Here is an 18,172-nt window from a genome sequence, read left to right as displayed (position 1 = left end):
TTATTTCATCGTTAGTTTAATCCAAACAACTGAAAGGACACGTATGGATACGTACCGTAGCGGATTGCCAATTCGCGCTCGAATAACGTCATCCGTTCGATGGTACGGTTATTTTTCAGAGCACCGCCGTCAAGCACCCGGAACGGGATGCCCTTCAAGAGTCGCATGACAGTCTCTTTCGCATCCTCATGATCCGATGTAACATAAACATCGCTCACCTGCTCCTTGTGAACAGGAGTCTCAAGAACTTTGAAGAACGTATTTTTAAATGCGCCGACCACTTTTGTACCCGGAATCGCTTGCTGCAATAATTCCGCTGCCGAGATTCCCCATTCCGTCGTAAAATCGTTAAAGTCTTCCGTAAAAGGATTCACGATGTCGACCAGGATTTTGCCTTTCAGCGCTTTTTCATGCTTGTCGACCCACGGCAGCAAATCCCGAAACCACAGCGAATGAAAGATCACATCCGCCTCCAACGCTTGGCTCGCCTCTACCGGAATTACGTTCGTATATTCGTGCTGCTCTACAAGTTCCTTCACTTTCGAAAACGTTCGCGAGCCCCACATCAAATCGGCGACGACCGGCGCAAGTACGCCCGCGAGTCCTTTCCCCATGCGGCCTGTTCCAATAACGCTTACTTTCATGAATGATCAACTCCTCTATGTCGATAGAGAAATCTTACGCCTCGCAGCCGCATGCGGGAACTTCGAATGTTTTGCAGCCCTAACACCAAAAGTTGCATCCGTTATGGATTCTCGCCTGCGACCATTGCTTTTCATTAAATCATCGATTTGATATGCTTAGGTTTAAAAATGTGTTCAGAGGGGTGCGGCAGATGAACATAGAGTATATTGAAAGCTTCCTGGAGACGGCAAAACTAAAAAGCATCGCCAAATCAAGCGAAAAACTGAACATGACGCATCCGGCATTAAGCAAACAAATTCGCAGCGTGGAAAATTACTTCGGGGCCTCGTTATTCAAACGCTCTTCGGCAGGCGTGGAGCTAACCGATGCCGGCGAGGCTCTTCTCAGAAGATTGGCCCCTCTCTATAACGAGCTCTTGGCAGTGCGTGCCGAAATTTCGAATATGCATGGCGTCCGGAAAATTCGCTTGGGAACGCTCGCGAGTCTGGCTGCCTATTATATGCCCGAAATCGTATTTGCGCTCGGAGAGCGAAATATCGAAGCGGAAATCGTCGTCTCCCATTCTTCGCACGAGCTGTACGACATGCTGAACTCCGGCGCCGTGGACGCCGCTGTGTGCGAACGGCTGCCGGTTCACGCTTCCGTCTGGAATGCGGATCTATTCGAAGAACGTTATTATGCGGCCTTATACGCCAATCATAGGTTATCGGGCAACAAAGAAATATCCGTAACGGAGGTGGCCGCGGAGCCTTTGATCGTTCATCCGCACCCTTGCCGGATCCGGCAGCTGTTCACCCGGCTGATCGAACGGGAAGGCGCAAAGCCCGAAATCAAAACCGAAGTCAATTTCGGCGAGTTCATTCTCGGTTATGTCGCGACCGGTGCGGGGATTACATTTATTCCCGAAATCGTCGCCAATCATATACAAAATCCGAACCTGGACGTTATACCGGTGCAAGATTCCGAAGCCAAACGGACAATCGCGCTCATTTCCTTGACGGACGATTTAGGAAAACGGCTGCTCCCTTATTTCAGGAAAAAATAGCATCGAAATAAAAAAAAGAGAGGGTGCGGTTAACGCCCTCTCTCTTCCATGAAGCTCAATAATCACGCATGATAATGCAGTAAAATCCATAAATCATCGATTGCCTTCGCATCCAACCGATGATGAACCTTATCCCCAATCGTTTCGCTCGTACGGTACACATCGGCAAGCGCCGCGACATCTTCCTCTTTGGCCGCGAAGCTCCACGATCCTAGACCTGCGTTGTCCGTCTTCAGTGCAACATGAGGCAGTCCGTCAAAGACAGGGTCAGCGATAAGCTCAGCCGGTTTGTCAGCACTGCTTCCCGCCGCATGGACATAAAGCTTCAGCGGCATTCCTTTGGCATAGGATGACGTGTCGCGCAGCTTCAGAAACATTTCGACCCGGGATACTTGGACCGTCCTGCTGCGAAGCGCATAAGGAAATTGTTTCTCCGCGATATCGATGTTGAGCGATTGCCCTTCTTGACCTGCCGACGGATGCAAGAACCGATGCCACTCGACGGAAAAATGGTGCTTACCGGACAGCATGAGCATGTGCTCCTTACCGGGCTGCGCCACAACAACTTCCTCCATCGCCGCTTTTTTGAGCTGGCCTCCGCCCTCCCTGGCTGTATATTTCATATGCAGCACGACATCCGATACCGTATTGACATCGAAGGCGTTGCATGCATCCGGTAGCTCGAGCTTCCAACGACTGATCGCTCCGCAGCCTTCGAACGGCAAATAACGTTCATCCCGGAAGTTCGTTTCGAACAAACCGCTGTCGTTTTGCGCGCCGCTCGTTACGATCGATTGATTGATGCCGAATCTGTCGACAAAGCGTCCGTCTTCGCCGGATGTTCTCGCATACTTGCCGCCCGAGAGCAGATTCGACTTCCGGATCGAGCTTTGCAGCAAGGTGAGCGTGCAGTTGACGCCGGTGTACGGCCCGGTCACGCACGGAATCGAAAGGCTCACCGACTTGATGCGGCGCATATAGTGACCGGCATAATCGAGATCGAATACGCTCTCCGGCAGATCCACATAACATTCGCCGGTTTCCTTGAGCATCGTAAGAGCGATCGGATCCAGCAACCCAATCGAAACATGCTTCGTTAATTCGTACTCGCGTTTGTTCTGGTCGAGATAATCCATTTCCATCCGTCTCAGATCGCCGAACAGCTTCTCGCCCGCAAGCAGCCCTTTCTTCATGCTGTCCCAATAGCCGAACTTGATGAACGTTTTCTCCCGGCCCAGTTCGTAATTCAATGCGCGTTCCGCCCGTTTGGCCGTATCGTAAGCGAGCTGGTAGGAACGGAAATATAACGAGGACGTTTGGGCGGCCATCCATTCGTAAAGCTCCGCGTTCGTATATTTCGACTTCATGAACGCGTCGATTTCCACGGCATTTCGGATTTGCAGCCTCTGCTGGAGCAGCTCCTTCTCGGCGAGCGACAATCTGACCCGCGCGGCGGCGATTTGCCTGTCGATTTGGGCTTGCTCCTTCTCCGCCAGTTCGGCTTGCAGTTGCCAATCGCCCTTTCTCCGCTCAAACGAGCTGAGGATCGAGTTTTTGTTCGCTTTGAAGTTCTCTTGACCGGCTTTATAGGCCAAATATCGGGCATATGCCTGGGCGGCCATGGACAAATTCGTGCCTCCGTATGCGGCGGTAATGACCGGACTTGCGACTCCCGAAGTGCCGAACGTCAAATTGGGAATCAGCGTCGCCGCTTGCGCGGCAAGCTCGTAACGCATGATGACGTGCTGGAACGAGTTCCCTTCGTTCAATTGTGACAATTGGTTCGTTTCATACACGTTCTTATCCTGATCAATCAATGCTTTATAATACGATTGACGCGCTTCGGCAAGTTGACGGGACAGCTTTAATCCTTCGATCGCCTCCCGGTTTTCCTCGATTTGCAATTCTTTCGTCTGCACCATCGCGGAGAGCAAATTCGCCTCGTGCCCGGAACGGATTTGCGACAGCTTCTCCGCGTCCTTCTTCTCCAGCGCGGACAACAGCGCCCCTCCGTAAGTTTTGACCTCCGCGCATAATTCGGCCGCTTTTTGCGCCATCATCGCGTACCGGTAATGCGGCAGCGGAGCGTATGCATCCTGCAAGGCGGCCCCGATGTCGACGCCGGACGACGCCGCGCTGGCCAAAACGCCGGGATCGATCGGTGGCTGGAACATCGGCAGCTGGCGGAAGGCGCCGTCGATCGTCATGCTGTGACGGATTTTGAACAGTCGATCGGCGACCGTATCCCAATAAGCGAGCAGCTTGTCGTTCGGCGGAATGCTGAAATAAAGCGCGGTTCCCGCGGACATTAATAACGGCATCGACGTATCCTGCGCCGCGTCCGCAACGAGTGCCGGCACTGCGTTTTCCAGCTGCACGAGCGCATTCGAGAACGCGTCGAGTTCCGGCGCGATGTCGGCATACGATTTGACGACGGCATTCGGCCGTTTGACGCCGTATTGCGGCTTGTCACCAAGCAGTTCCGAGGCAAGCACATACAGCTGCGTCGCTTCGTTGATCGATTCGATCGTATCCTGCCGGAACAATTGATCCGCCCAGGCGATCAGGTTATCCAAGTACTTCATCACGACCGCTTTTTGATACGACGAAATGCGAATCCGCGCGATCAGATGCGGGTTGAACGGGTTGTTCTTCCAGGCGGCGATCAATTTCAGCAGCTCATCCCTGCGCTGCAGCGTCTCCGGATCGTTGCCGTTGTAATGCAGCAGAAGCAGCGATTCTTCGATGGAGAAGCGGGCGTTGTTTCGATAAAACGGAAGCAGCTTCCAGAAGCGTTCCGTCGAACCGGCAGTTCCGTCGGTCGGATTGAATATATAATGGAACCATTTTTGCGCTTCCTCAAACCGCTGATTTTTGCTCAGACGGTTTGCGAGCATGAACGGCGTATGGAAAAACAATTCCCAGTTATACAACGCATAAGGGCCGCTTGTCGTGAAATCGACGGTATCCGCCGGATACGGCGTCCCGACATTATCCGGGTTCGGATTATACATCGATTCGAAGTAATCGCGCGTGACGCTTTGCACCGGAAGCTGCAACAGTCCGTCGATGCCGCGCCGAGACAAGATTTCGACGAAGTCGCTGACGAAAGGGTGATAAGCCGTATGGAACACGACTTCTTGATGTTCTGATCCAAGCGCCGTTCCGAAGCTTGCCATGGCGTCATTCCCTGCAATCTGTTGAACCTCCAGCCTGTCGGAAAGGCGTTCGCCTGGCAAATTGTTCGTTAAGCTTAAGCCTGCCGTCGTTCCGTAATGCTTGCGTGAAGTAATAAACAACATTTTTCGGCCGTCCTGGTAAAAAAACGGACGTGTTCCGTCAAACCAGATATTGTTTTGCGGGAATACGATCTTAAAATATTCCGTGAATTTCATAATATCCGTCATTCGGTAAGGATAACCCTGCCAATATTCTTCCATCGGAATTACGACTGTTCCGGTGGCATATTCTTTCTGACTTACGATGTAGTTGTTGTAATTTTCCGACCATACAGGGAGCGGGTAGCGCATATACATCAAGTCAGTCGGCATCGCATAAGAATCGATTTGTCCGTTGGGGTTACTTAGCTTGAAATAAAACAATGAGTGATAATACGTGTATCCCCCGCCGTACAAAAATTTTGCAATAATCAGTAAATCGTTGTTTTCATTAACGACGGAATGGAACAACAGTTGATTGCTTTTGTAATCCAGGTTTTTCATCTCGAAGTTGGCGTTTGTAACTGTTTTTGGCGACCATTTCCCAAGATGATACTCACTCCAAGCAAGCCCAACATTAAGATACATTTTGGGCAGCTCCCCTTGTGCGGTCAATGGCCTTTTGTCGGCAGCCGAAGTGAATATCGGCCAGAACAGATACAATCTGCCTTTAAAAATCACCGGCAACAGGTGTTCGCCTTCGATATCGACGTCGACCTTCTCCCATGCGGTCCAGTACAACGAGTTTTCGAACCTGCGGTAATAAAAGACATGAGGGCTGTTCCGCGTTCTTCCGAAAACGTGAAGAATATCGTTGGACCTTCCATCCCCGCGATCTTCGTGGTCGTGATACATCGCGCATATTTCCAGCCAAGACACCTGGTCGAGCTTGTGCAAATAATTCATGAACGCTCTCTCGGCGGTAGCCTGCGTCGCCTCGTTCTCCATGAACTCGTGATCCAGCTCGGTGAAGAAAACCGATTTGTCGTCGCGAAGATCGGGTTCCACCCAGTTTTCCGGGTATAAAAATATTTTGCGATTCGCTTCCCAAACCCGGTAATTTTTCATCGTTTTCCAGTCTTGGGCGACTTCCGGCTTCAGTTTCACTTGCGGCTCCAGGTTCATGAAGCAGCGCTGCACGAACAGCTGCACCGACGAAATCGCCTGTTTGATCCGCGACGTTTGCTGAACCGCGCTCATCTCCACATCGATTAGGAAACGCGAAAATAGATCGTCGGCATGGTAGAGGCCGTATTGGTGAATTAAATAATCCGCTAGTTTCGTGCGCTGCTTTTCACGAAGCGGGTCCTTGAGCGCCTTGGCGACGGACAGCCACTGATCGCGGTCGTATCTTGCTTTGACCGCCTGCTTGATCGAACGCGCTTCATTAACGGTCAGAACGGGCAGTGCCCATGATTTCGCTTCCGATGCCATAACCCCGGATTGGCGAAGTAGAGCGAACGTTTCGTTCAGTCGCAGCACCCATTGCGTATTCCGGTAATCCGCCGGGAAACGAAGCTGCAGGCCATCCGGGCCGACCAACGTTCTCACTTCGTCGAGTTTCCAGCCGGTGAGCCGGCACAAGTGCTTGAGCGCTTCCTCCGGTACTGCGTTGTCGTTCTGGCGGCGGTGCAGCTCGGTGAACATGGCGTACCAGTCTCTTGGGCCGGTTAACCCATCGCGCCATACCACCAAACGATGCAGACGGATGATGTCTTCGGCGGCCACAGGCGGAACGCTGCAAGGCTCAACCGGGAACGCCGTCCAATTCGGCATATCGATCCAGCTCGGCTTGGCGAACAAATAGTTCATTTCTGCCGGCGTCAAAGCGAGTCGATGAATGAACGAAGCGATTTTATCCAGCAGCACGATGGATCGGTATTGTGACGGGAATGCGACTTGTGAAATCGGAACATCGCTGTTGATAAAGGCTGCCTGAGTAAGCTCGATCCCAATTGCTGCGCGAGGCTCTACCGGCGAATGAACGAACTGGAACAGCAGCGGTCCGACCGCTTCCTGGCTAAGCGACAAATACGCAGATAACAACTCTTGAAGGGCCAAGACGCTCAAACGATTTTTTCTTGTCGAAACCAAAGGACCTAAGAAGCACTCGAAGCGGACTTCTTTATTCGGCTCCATCGACAGAATGGTTTTCGCTTCAGCCGTGTCGATGAACTCTGCGAAATAATTGTCGATGATGGACAATTGGCGTTCGTCCCCCAAGTCCGGCTGCACAATGACCTGAACGATCGCTTCGGCGATGTCTTGCGGGAACATGGCGGCGAGCGTACCCGCAGTCCATACTCCTTGCGGGTCCGAAGCGACGGCGTAATCATCCGCGATTTGCTTCAACCGGCTCCGAATCGTCTCGAGCCATTCGATATATTGCCGCTCGAACGGTTCCCCGATTCCTCCGTCGTTCCGCTGATGGAGCAGTAAATACGTCCATTCGCCAACCGTATAACCGATTTGCTTCATTTCCTCGACATAGGAGATGAAGCGGAGCGTTTCGACGACCGTTTTGTCCCCGAGGGCAAATGGATCGACGGTAATCATTTTCCGCATGGATACATAGTCCCCGATCGATAATCCGATAGCCTGCGCCAGTGAAACGTTCCGGTACAGGACCGACAGGTTCGACAAGTTCAGCCGGTCGTCGGCCAAAAACGCGCCGGACAGCTGCTCGTACTCGGCTTGCGACATTTCGAACGCCGCGAGCAAAATCGGCAAATGCGCGCGCAAGCTTCCGGACGTGTCGGCCAGTTCGTTCCGCTCCGGCTCCTTCAAGCGAAACGCTTGATCCACCGGAGATACGACGGATGGATTCAGGAAGAGCCGATCATACAAACACTTCTCCCATTCAGGAATGTAACGTGTGTCGATAGGCGCCCACCAGGCAAGCATTTGCAAGAGTGGCAGTTTGACTTTGTTCAACAGGCGGACCAAACGGGCAAGACGAATGATCAGCGCTTCATCGAGCACGCCGCCGTTAACGGCCGCGATCGTTTTATCCAGCTCCTCCATCGTCCAGCCTAGCTTGCGCTGCAGCCTGACAAATCGATGCATGCGGCCGAATGCCGGTGCCGATGCGCCCGTCAACCGCGCTTTGTCCAAAGAACAAGTCGCGCCGTCGAACGAAAGCTTCATCGTGCCGCTGGCGTTGATGAAACGGGCGTTCAACAGCTCCGATAATTCGGAGTAAGACAGGCCTGAACGCTGCAACAGATTCGGGACGGAGCTTAACGTCTCGGTCCATAACGTGCCGGCGATTTTTTCCTCAGTAAATCCCCAATATTTCCAAAGCTCTGCTTGATTCGCCGCATTCCCGGCAATGATGCCGCATTCGAACATCGAGATGTTCAACAGCTCGGCGGCTTCAGCCAATTCGGCCGAGGCGGACGATTCGCCGAACGGACGAAATGCGGCCATTAATGCATCCCGCTTGATTCCCAAATGCTCGAGATGAATCCGCGATTCGTCCAGCCAATAATCATAAGGAAGATTCCACGGATAGATTTGCCGGGCCAAACGGTCATATGCCCCTGTATTGACATACTCCGGGCTCGCTCCAAGTTCTTCGGCCGTGCGGGTCGTGTTGTTGGCCGATACGGCGGTTTCCGGGGAAACGGCGTTTTCAAGCGTTTCATTGACGAGATCCACGTATGGTACGAGCACGTTCGTGTTATCGCACGATAGTGGAATTTTGGCGATATCCGGACGCCGCCCAAGCAAGACATCCAGCGCGCTGCCGCGATCGGCCGGGCACTTCGACAAGAAATGAAGGATATCGACGAGATAAGCGGCCGGGCTGTAAACCGTGCGGCATTGATCGCAATCGCACCATTCGAGCGAACCGAACATTTCGCTCCAGTTCGGCAGCGAACCTGCGGAAACCGCATTCGTATTTGCAGCCGTAGCGGCGAACTGAACGGCGTTCGCTTCCTCATGGTATTGGCCGAACAACGTTAGCGCCGTAGCCGTCACCTGAGATGCCCTGGCATAAATGTCGTATGCTTGCGCTTCTCCCCCCAGCCGTTCGCCGTAACGCTCGATAAAAACGCCTTTTCCCATCTGGGCGATGCCGTAAGCGGAATGAACCCCGTCTTCAATCAGCGCGCTCATCGATTCATAAGAAGGGGCGAGACGGAATACGCGCTGCATGCTCTTTAATTTGCCGGACAAATCCGGAGAATCCGTTTTGCGTGATAACCGTGACGTGCCTTCTTGGGCTTGGATTTCGGACAAGAACGAATCGACGGGTGTCTTACGCAAGTCGAATTCGGGATGGAGTTCCAGGAAATCGGCAACCTCAACGCCGAACGTGCCGCCGTCGTCACGCCTAATTTTTTTGGCGACGGCTGCCGTCGGGTAGGCGTTCTCGAGCGTTCGAACGATCGTCTGGACATAGGCGTCCGCGTCCATCGGTGCGTGGGTTTCATCCGCTCCGGAAACAGCGGCGAGGCGGTAAGATTCGCCGGATGTTCGATGTGAGTCATCGGAATGGAGCAAGTCCATCCATTCCTGTTCGCTTAACCGAACCAGGTCGCGAATCGATTGGATTTGCCCTTCGCTACCGTCAGCCAGCCTCATGACGGCCTGAACGAGGGAAAGGTTCTGATCAGTCAGCGATCCGAGCTGCAAGGCAAACTCGATCCGTTCAGCATCCGGTTTCATCTGCGAATCGGCTTGAAGCATCGTCAAAAACGACTCCGCTCCTCCATCATGCGCCGAATATAAGGCAATCAACTGTTGATGTTTCTCCTGCGGCAGCCCTGCCGCTTGGATCAGCGACCCCAGCCCGTCGTCCTTAAGCAACCCTCTCCTTGCCGCATTGCGCGTCTCAAGCGGCAGCCGGTGCAGACGTTCAATCAACGAGTCGATTTGATCCCGGAACGTTACTTGGACGATGCTGCTTCTGACAGCATGCTCGATTGCTTCCCGCAGTGTATTTGCCTGCTGAGCCGCCAATTCGGGCACCTCCATCGGGAGATGATACCGGGCAAACGCATAAAACAATTCCGCAGGCAATCCGGTTTCCGCCGATAGCCGAACCGACGTTGCATACCCTTCAATTTGCCCGGTCGAAAACGAAGTTTGCTTTGCCAAAAACAATACATCGTCATGACTCAACCGCTCGGCGGCAAAACTATCCTTTTCATGTGCCAGTGCCTGATCAATCCGTTCAAACTCCGTTCGATTCCCGTTCTCCGGCACCTCCGCGACTAGATCGATTGTTTCCGTTTCTCCCGCATTGAAGAGGATCGGCGATGCGGCCATAATCGTTCCTTCCCCGCCAACGATTCGCACGATCAGATGCATTCCGTCCCCCTGCGGGTTGCCGGAAGTATCGAATGGATAATGTATTGCATATAAACCTTGGCGATCCGTAGCCGTTTCTCCGATTTTTTCTTCGGTACGAAACGATTTACGATAGAGTTCAACTTTGGTTCGGTTGAGTGCAGTCCCGTCAGGCAGCGTAATTTTTCCCTGCACCGTAAATAGCCGATTCGTCGTTTCCATGCTCAATCCCCCAAACTGATGTTATTGGGCCGCTTTTTTTTAACGGCCCGTGCTTCCTTGCTTGCTCCACGCATTCGATTTAACCAAACCTCTTTGCAGCGCATCGTCGGGATCCGAAACCTCGTTCGGATGCCGCAAAGCAAAATCCTCCATATGAAGTACGTCTTCCAGCTCAGGGCTATATTCTTTCATTTCCACGCCCATCATGACTTTCGTAAGTGCCCTGATGACTTCGATCTGTTTTTCATCGTTTCTGCGGAACGAAATGATTTCCGCCATCTCCCGAACCTTTTCTTTCGATAATCGCGGAGTCAGTCCTTGTGCTTTTGCCATATCCGACAAAACTTGGTACAAATGATCCACATAATCGTAGTAAAGCTCTTTCCTGCGCACGATTTCATCAGGCGAGGTTCCGCTAATTCTGCTCGAGAACACTTCGACGGCATGACCTAACCCCGGTTCATAAAAAACGCCTTCATTGTTGAATGTAGAATGTGCAAAGCTGTCACCGTAGGCATGAAGGTTAAATCCGAATTCCAGCGTCCCTGGGGTCAAACTCCTGATATTGCTCTCCCGGAACGACCGCTCATAGGCCGTGCTTCCGCCCGTTAACGTATGCAGTCCAGTTTGGACATTATCCCTGTTCTCCTTCATTCCGATTAACCTGCTTTGGTTTTCCCCTAGCGGTATGGAGCCAAAATTCGGTGGCAGATCCACGATGGAACGCATCATATCGTCGAGTGATCGACCCATCTCCGCTTTTTTACGATTAACTTCTTCAAGAGCTGCACTTACGTGCATCCCGAGAGAAGACAAATAATCGATCTCCAGTTCCTTGGCATCAAACTCATGAACTTCATCCGGCATCTGGGCGTAAAAGGCATTCCGATAAGCTACCTCCGGACTGAAGCCTGCGGCGAGCGACACGAAATAAACGGTGTAAAAATGGCCCGCCTCGGCATACATGCCCGTTTTATCGGATAACGTGACCGGATTGTTCCGGACAAAAGCGTACATATTCGTGCCGTCGACGAAACCGGCTGGGTCGCAGCTAATCCATCGGCCGAGCCACGATGCGTAATACCTCGATCCGTAGTCGTACAACCCCGTTTCCTCGTCGAGTTCTTTCCCCGCATGGCGATAACGCTTCAAACTCACTTCCACGCTGCCGCTCACGGCATGATATGACGTCGTTCCGAACGGGTGATATTCCTCGTAGGAAATGATTCGTCCTTCGTGATCCGTTTCCGCTCTGGACGATTCCGCATGATCGCTATGCTGGAAACGGATGACGGGTGCGGGCACTAGGGCAGGATGATCGGCATCGATCGTTTTCGTTTCGATCATGGCCACCCGTTTATCTCCATCCATCATGTGCAGCGTTTGCCGCTCCAGCTTCACGCCGCCGCCCGTTCGTTTGCGGAATATTTCGAAATGACCCAAGTAAATCCGTTCCTCGGCATAGACGTCCGTCCTTTCGACGACGGCGCGCACTCGTTTGCCGACGGCATCGTATACATAATACGCAGACCCGCCGCCTCCGAGTTCGACGAAGCCGAGCCGGTCATATGCATTCCAGCCGAGCTTCCGCAAATGCGGCATCGAGGTCATATTCCCGTGCGCATCGTAGCCATAAACTTCGCTATACGGGCCGTCATCCGGGTCTCCCGGCAATCGTATCGATTCCAGCCGGTTTCGATGTTCGGAAATGGCATAATTTCGCGTCCAGCTCGTCCCGTCGGCCCGGTGAATCATCCGCAACAGATTGCCTACGGCGTCGTACTCGAACCGTTCCGTGTAATGGCGCATGCTTTGCACGTCGTTCGCATGCGTTGCTTTCTTCCGAGGCATATCGTAGTGATCCTGTTGAACTTCAGCATTTTGACCGACATGTTCCCGGCCTTCCGCATGAACCAATCGATACAACGGGTCGTATTCGTAAGCGCTGTGCGGCTGTACGACTGCATTGTTAAAATAAACCGTTTGCTGGGCATGATCCCGCAGCTCGACAATATTGCCGACAGGATCGTACGTGTAGCGAAGGTCTTGAAGCGGTCCGGCGGACGGGCGGGTCGTCAGCGCTCGGGTGAGCCTGAACGTATCCGTAGCATATTCATAAACGGTCTGTACCCCGTTGCCGTAAGCGATAAGGGTACGCTGTCCTTTTGCGTTATACTCGATATTCGCGACGACGGATGTCCATTCTGAATCGTCCCGAATCCGAACGTTGACGCCGTTTAACAAACCTGCGTCATTGTACGCGTATCCGACCTCGCTATGCTCCGGATTGGGTGCCGTTTGCCGAGTCAAGCGATTCATGGCGTCGTATCTGGAAGTCGAAACGAACTCTTCCGTTTCGAGCAAAGGCCGCGACAAGCTTTCCATTATCCTCGGGTCCTCAATCCCTGCTAGAAGTGACCAGTCCGTTTCCGACCTGTATCCGGCAGCCAGCTGCCTTCGCATATTGACCGGGTTGCCTTTGAAATCGTAGCTTTCGTTCGTGACCACTCCCGCTTGGTCGTAATGGCGGTAAACTTTCCCCAGCATATTGCCCTCTTTCGCTTCCGCCTGCGGCAAGCTCTCGCCATAAACAATCCGCTCCAGCAGCAGCTCTGTCCGCTCTATCCCGCTAGATTCTCCTGCACGGGATTCGCTTGCAGGAATTGCCGTGAACAAGTGGGTCATCCGCTTCAGCACATCGTATTCCCGGCTGTAGCAATACCCTCTGCTATTCCATTCCCGTATCGGCTCTCCCGCAGCGCGGTGCAGCGTCCATCTCTCTCCTGCATCGGGGCTGTGCGAATAAACGGGCCTGTTCAACATGTCGAAGCACTGTTCTGACGCCATAAAACCTCGCGCATCCGTAACCGACAAGACATTGCCCCGGATATCGGTATTGGTGCGGTTGCGGACCCATACGCCCTCCCCGTTCTGAACGGAAGATATCGCGGTGCGGCCCTGCGCGTCGAAATGCTCGATGCTGAACGTTCCCGCGTGAAGCTCCGTCAGCTTAGCGGCTCGCCGCTCGGCCTCCGCGCTGCCGGGAGCCATACGCTCCGCGTACCAGCGGCTTTCGGGCGCCGTATCGTTTTCATCCCACACAATTTTATGCCATGCATGGAACTCGACTTTATTAAAAGTGCCGTTCGGATGACGGATCCCGGTTAACCGGCCGAGCGGATCGTATTCCATAATCGGAGTAACGCCCCATTGCCGCAGCTCCAGGTCGTCCTCATACAAATGCGTAGCGCTGTAATACGGCTCGTATTGCTTTACCGCATTTCCCTTGTTGTTCCATAATGTCCGGCCTGTCGCCGCCCAACGCGAGAGGTCAGGTCCGGCCTGGACCTTCTTCATGATTTCGCGGGAAAAGCCGTCGGAATAAACATACGTTTGCTGCCATCGACCAAGCGGATTGCCGTGTTCTTCCCGCTGCATGGAATGGACGTAATTCGGTTTGCCCGCCGACATCCACTGAAACAGGTCGTACGCCGTAATCGTCGTTGGTTCTTCCAGGGAATCCCCTTCCGATTGCCCTTCCTTCCCCATGAGTGCCGTCGAGATGACGACGCCAAGCTCGTCGAACACGGCGGCCGACCGGTTTCCGTTCGGATCCGTAACCATATCCGGCTGCATGACGCGATAGTCATTGACGGCCGTCGTTACGCTTCCGGCAGGATCTATCGATTGGCGCACCAGCAGCCTGTATTCGTCGTAAGCGATAAACGAAACGGCGCCATAAGGATCGATAAATCGAACCGGCAAATAAAAATCCGTTTTGTCATATTCGGTTCTACCCGAAGGGGCCCACCAAACCCCGCCTGAGAACATATAACCGCCTGTGCCTTCCAGTACCGTCTCCGCTCCCTTGCCGGCGAAAACTTGTCCGAGCAGCCCGGGCGTATATACCATCCGGTAGCTTGTATAGGTTATTCCCGAGGAACCGAGCTGACCCCAGTCAAGCGGCCCCGACAAATCGTCGTTGTAATACAAAGACCGGGAACAATCGATCAAGCGGATTTGCAGCGTACCGTTCGGCTCGCATTCAAAAGATATCGTTTCGCTAGTGCCGGCTGCTTTCAATAGTTGATCCAAAGAAAACAAGCCGCCGTTTTCATCCGGATCGTTTAATCCGGTCCATTCGTACGTTCGCGTTTCCCAAAGCTGCGGCGTGCGATACACGTTTAAAAGATTGAGACCGTTCGTATACTCGTTTTTTTCATAAACGATTTTCGTTCTTCGCTGAAGCTCCTGCTCTTGCGTGGAAAGCAGCGGATCCGCGAGGCGGCGCCCATAACCGATTTCGGCGCTTTGCAGCACGTTCCCGAATTCATCGTAGGCCAGACTCAGCCGATGACCGATTCTTGGGTCCGCTTGGTCGCGTTCATATTGATAATCGACCGATTCGCGCAAGCGCGGATGAAATACGGCATGTTTGCCGGAGCCTTGCGGCTGCACGCAATGAACGGAATACGTTTGCTCGGACACGGAATAAGGAACTCCGCTTCTGGCCGAACCGTCTTCCGCATATACTTCCTTGCGCAGCATCGATCCTTTAAGCGCACGGCATGCTTCGCGCAGCTCCTGGGTATTCAGGCCTTCCGGCAGCGAGGGATCGGGGAGCATCGGTTTACCCACAGATTCCGAACCAATGCTAAAATAGCTTTTCGCATACTGTCGCGCTAGATCGTGCCGTTCGAAATAAGCGCCGGTATGGTACCACGTTTTCGTCAAGATCGGCGCAACGTAAGTCGCTTCCTCCAAGTTGTCGGCAATCGGTCCGTGAACGGGATTTTGCAAATACGACAATTCCTCCGTGTCCCATTGCTCGACCATGCCGAAGCCGCGAAACTCCCGTTCGGTCCCGTCATAATAACCGTGGTGGTACGCGTACTTCGTAACAAGCCGCGTATTCCCGATTCGGTCGTACACCGACAGCCGTTCCACTACGTGGACCGGGAACGGTAGCTTCGTTACCCAGGGCGTGCCCGCTGCACGATCCTGCAAGTAGAATCGGGTCGACACGCTATATTCAATCGTTGATTCCGCACCGGTATTGTTGCGGACTACGGTCAGCAAGTTAGGCTTGCGGCCGCCCATCAAGTCGATATACCGCATCGGCTGCCGCGAATGTACGGAAAGAGATGACGACCATACGATGCATGCCGTACCGTTGCCGAGAAAATCGACAACCGATATCGAGCTCAGTGCATTCGTCTGCGGCAAGCCATTAATCCGTTCCGGCGAACTCCAGCCGTTGCCCGATTGATTCAGCCAAACCGTGATTTGCCCCGAACCCAGATAGAGAATATCCGCAGGACCGGTACCGTCGATATCGAACAGCTTGATCCGTTTCGGATCGAATTGATCGGTATAATCGAATTGTGGCGGACTGTCCATCGTCACTTTGGCGCCGAAATTGCCGTAGCCCATATTCGGCCAATAACACACTTCGCCGCAGCGTATGCGCACAATATCCGTTAATCCGTCGCCGTTGAAGTCTGCCAGGAACACCGTTTCGGCCGAATCCGCGAACAGAAGCACGGGACTTTTGTCCTCATCGTCCCACAACACTTGCTGCCGCCCTTGGTCGTAACCTTCCTTGACTAGCGAACGATAGAACGTAAATACGTTCTGATCCGATAGAACCAGATCGGCATGTCCGTCTCCGGTAAGATCGATAAAACGCAAGGTCGGATCGTTCCATGGAATGTGGGGCTGCGAAGGGAATGCCGTGAATGGCTCCCAAGAGCCGTCATGGTTCCTTGCCTGATAGCCCGGGGTTTGCCCGCCTAGCTGTACGGCATAGGTTCGCCCGTCTCCGGCCAAATCCATGAGCTGCGCTTTCCCTCCGTTAAGCTTCGCACCGGACGGGATTGCAGCCACAGCCTCCAGAGGAGCGAACGTACCGTCGCCGAGATTGCGCTTGTAATACCACGCTTCCGCTTGTTCGGTCAAAATCCCGCTGATCCCTTCACTATCCAAATCCGTCCATCGATAGACCGTCCCATCCAGTCCAATGGGTGCATTCTCCGCGTCCGCAACTTGAATCGTATGGATCGCTTCGTTAAAAACAACTGTAGAATATTCGAGCTCAATCGGCGGCATCGCTTTGGAGCCAAAGCTGCCGGTAGCCGGGTCTTTTTTGTACCCTTTGCGGGTAAAATCGGCTAAGAGCGTCGCGTCCGTCCGTTCCGAATAGCCCAAATCGTCCGACCGGACAAGATAAGGACGATCGCCTAATGCATCCATTTGGTGAAACATCAGAATGCGCCGGCATAAACGGTACGTCCTAAGTTCAAATCCGGGACGAAAACTGGAGAACGGATCCTTGCGAACAAGCCATGATCGCCGTTCTTCAACCGTAGGATCACCGGAATCATGCTCCCCGTAATCGAACACGACTTGGAACAACCAGCCGCCTCGGACGTACGGAATTTGATTTCCGTAGAAAATCCTTTTCAAATAACGGTTTGCATCGACGGAACGGTTTTTTTCCCAAACCATGCTGCGGTCGATGCCTTCGCCGTCCTCTTGCTTGTACACATAATGGATCAGGTTGCCTTTGCTGTCGGAAGACTCTTCGAGCAGCCAAGAGTAGACCTTCGACGAATCCTTCGGATCGGCGATTCGGCAATCCGGCGAACGGCCGAATACTTGAACCGTGTTATGGCCCGAAATCGTGCGCCAGTGAAGTACGCCGGTATCGGCATGCTCCCACCGTTCGATTCGAGTGAAGGCACCTTCGATTCGCGGACGGTAAAGGCTTATCTTAAAGCTGCCGGATTCCGTCTCGACCCACTCGATACTGTCGCCGGAGTTATCCGCTGCCGGAACAAGGTCCTCCACGCCGGACAGAAGAAACGTATCCGACTGCTCCCTATCCCGGTACTGGGGCAGTCCCTTGTCGGTTTTGCGGGTAATAGCCGGAACGGACAGACTCCAACCTAAGCCGAACGGACCGTTGCCCGATCCCGAATCGTAGGACAGCGCGAGCTCCGGAGAAAAACCGGACCGGCCGGGAGTAACTTGAATCGGAATTTGCAGCGAAGCCGTTCCCGTCATTTGACTGACGGTAAGCTTCTCCCCAATTCCTTGGATCGCTCCGCCTCCTTTCGGCATTGCAATCGCCGAAAACGGACTTTCTCCGAATCCGCCGTCCGTGCCCTGTTCCGATTTTGTTTCTTGTTTGTCCGAACGATTCATGATTTACCTCCCCATTCAAAAATGGCATTTATACTAAAACTACTTTATCGATCTCGTTCTACTCCCAGCGATAAGCTCTTCAAAAAATAAACGGTTTCAACCTCCTTAAACGGCCCAGACTCTAATCACCGCCATTATATCCCTACTTTTTCCATTTCGATAGATGTTAAAATACTCAATTCATAGAATGGATGTCATGTCATTTTTATGTTGAAATCGCTCGATGTCATCATGATTTGTCATACGCTATTAGTTCCAAATGCATAAAAAAAAGAAGCAGCTGATGTCGAATGACAACAACTGCTTCGCGCCAATGATCCTATTATTTTTTTGATTTCTTCTTCATCGATTCCAAAACTTGCATCCCAAGCACGAACAATACGAACAAAATGAACAGCGGCACCGTCTTCGTATATTCGGACCATCCGAGTAAAGGCGTGATCCAGGCGGCTAATCCAACGATGATGATTCCGATTATAGGGACTTTCCATCCGCGCAGCATACGAGATTCCTCCGACCGTTCTAATGAAGTATAAAG

General features: G+C 52.9%; 5 protein-coding genes. 1 reads left to right on the top strand and 4 read right to left on the bottom strand.

Annotated features, from left to right (window positions below):
* Nucleotides 1-11 precede the first annotated feature (11 nt).
* A complete protein-coding gene (locus tag AC0LWM_RS26785) occupies nt 12-644 on the bottom strand; it encodes an NADPH-dependent F420 reductase (protein WP_474678091.1) in 633 nt (210 codons plus the stop codon).
* 191 nt (nt 645-835) lie between these two features.
* On the opposite strand from AC0LWM_RS26785, the gene AC0LWM_RS26780 reads away from it, so the two are divergent.
* Nucleotides 836-1,690, top strand: a complete 855-nt coding sequence (locus tag AC0LWM_RS26780; protein WP_474678090.1) for a LysR family transcriptional regulator — start codon at nt 836-838, stop codon at nt 1,688-1,690.
* A 62-nt stretch (nt 1,691-1,752) separates the two neighbouring features.
* Here AC0LWM_RS26780 and AC0LWM_RS26775 read toward each other — a convergent pair whose 3' ends face one another.
* The 3 genes from AC0LWM_RS26775 to AC0LWM_RS26765 form a co-directional block, all read right to left on the bottom strand.
* Nucleotides 1,753-10,428 carry a Tc toxin subunit A-related protein gene (locus tag AC0LWM_RS26775; protein ID WP_474678089.1) on the bottom strand — a complete coding sequence of 2,892 codons (8,676 nt, stop codon included), beginning with the start codon at nt 10,426-10,428 and terminating at the stop codon, nt 1,753-1,755.
* Nucleotides 10,429-10,467: 39 nt separating this feature from the next.
* A complete protein-coding gene (locus tag AC0LWM_RS26770) occupies nt 10,468-17,634 on the bottom strand; it encodes a DUF6765 family protein (protein ID WP_474678088.1) in 7,167 nt (2,388 codons plus the stop codon).
* Nucleotides 17,635-17,956: 322 nt separating this feature from the next.
* Entirely contained in the window at nt 17,957-18,136 is a 180-nt protein-coding gene (locus AC0LWM_RS26765) for a hypothetical protein (protein ID WP_474678087.1), read from the bottom strand.
* Between the last annotated feature and the right edge of the window lie 36 nt (nt 18,137-18,172).

Source organism: Paenibacillus sp. sgz302148, from assembly GCF_056120465.1.
The sequence above is the reverse complement of the archived record's forward strand: the minus strand, read 5'-3'. Positions and strand labels throughout refer to the sequence as shown.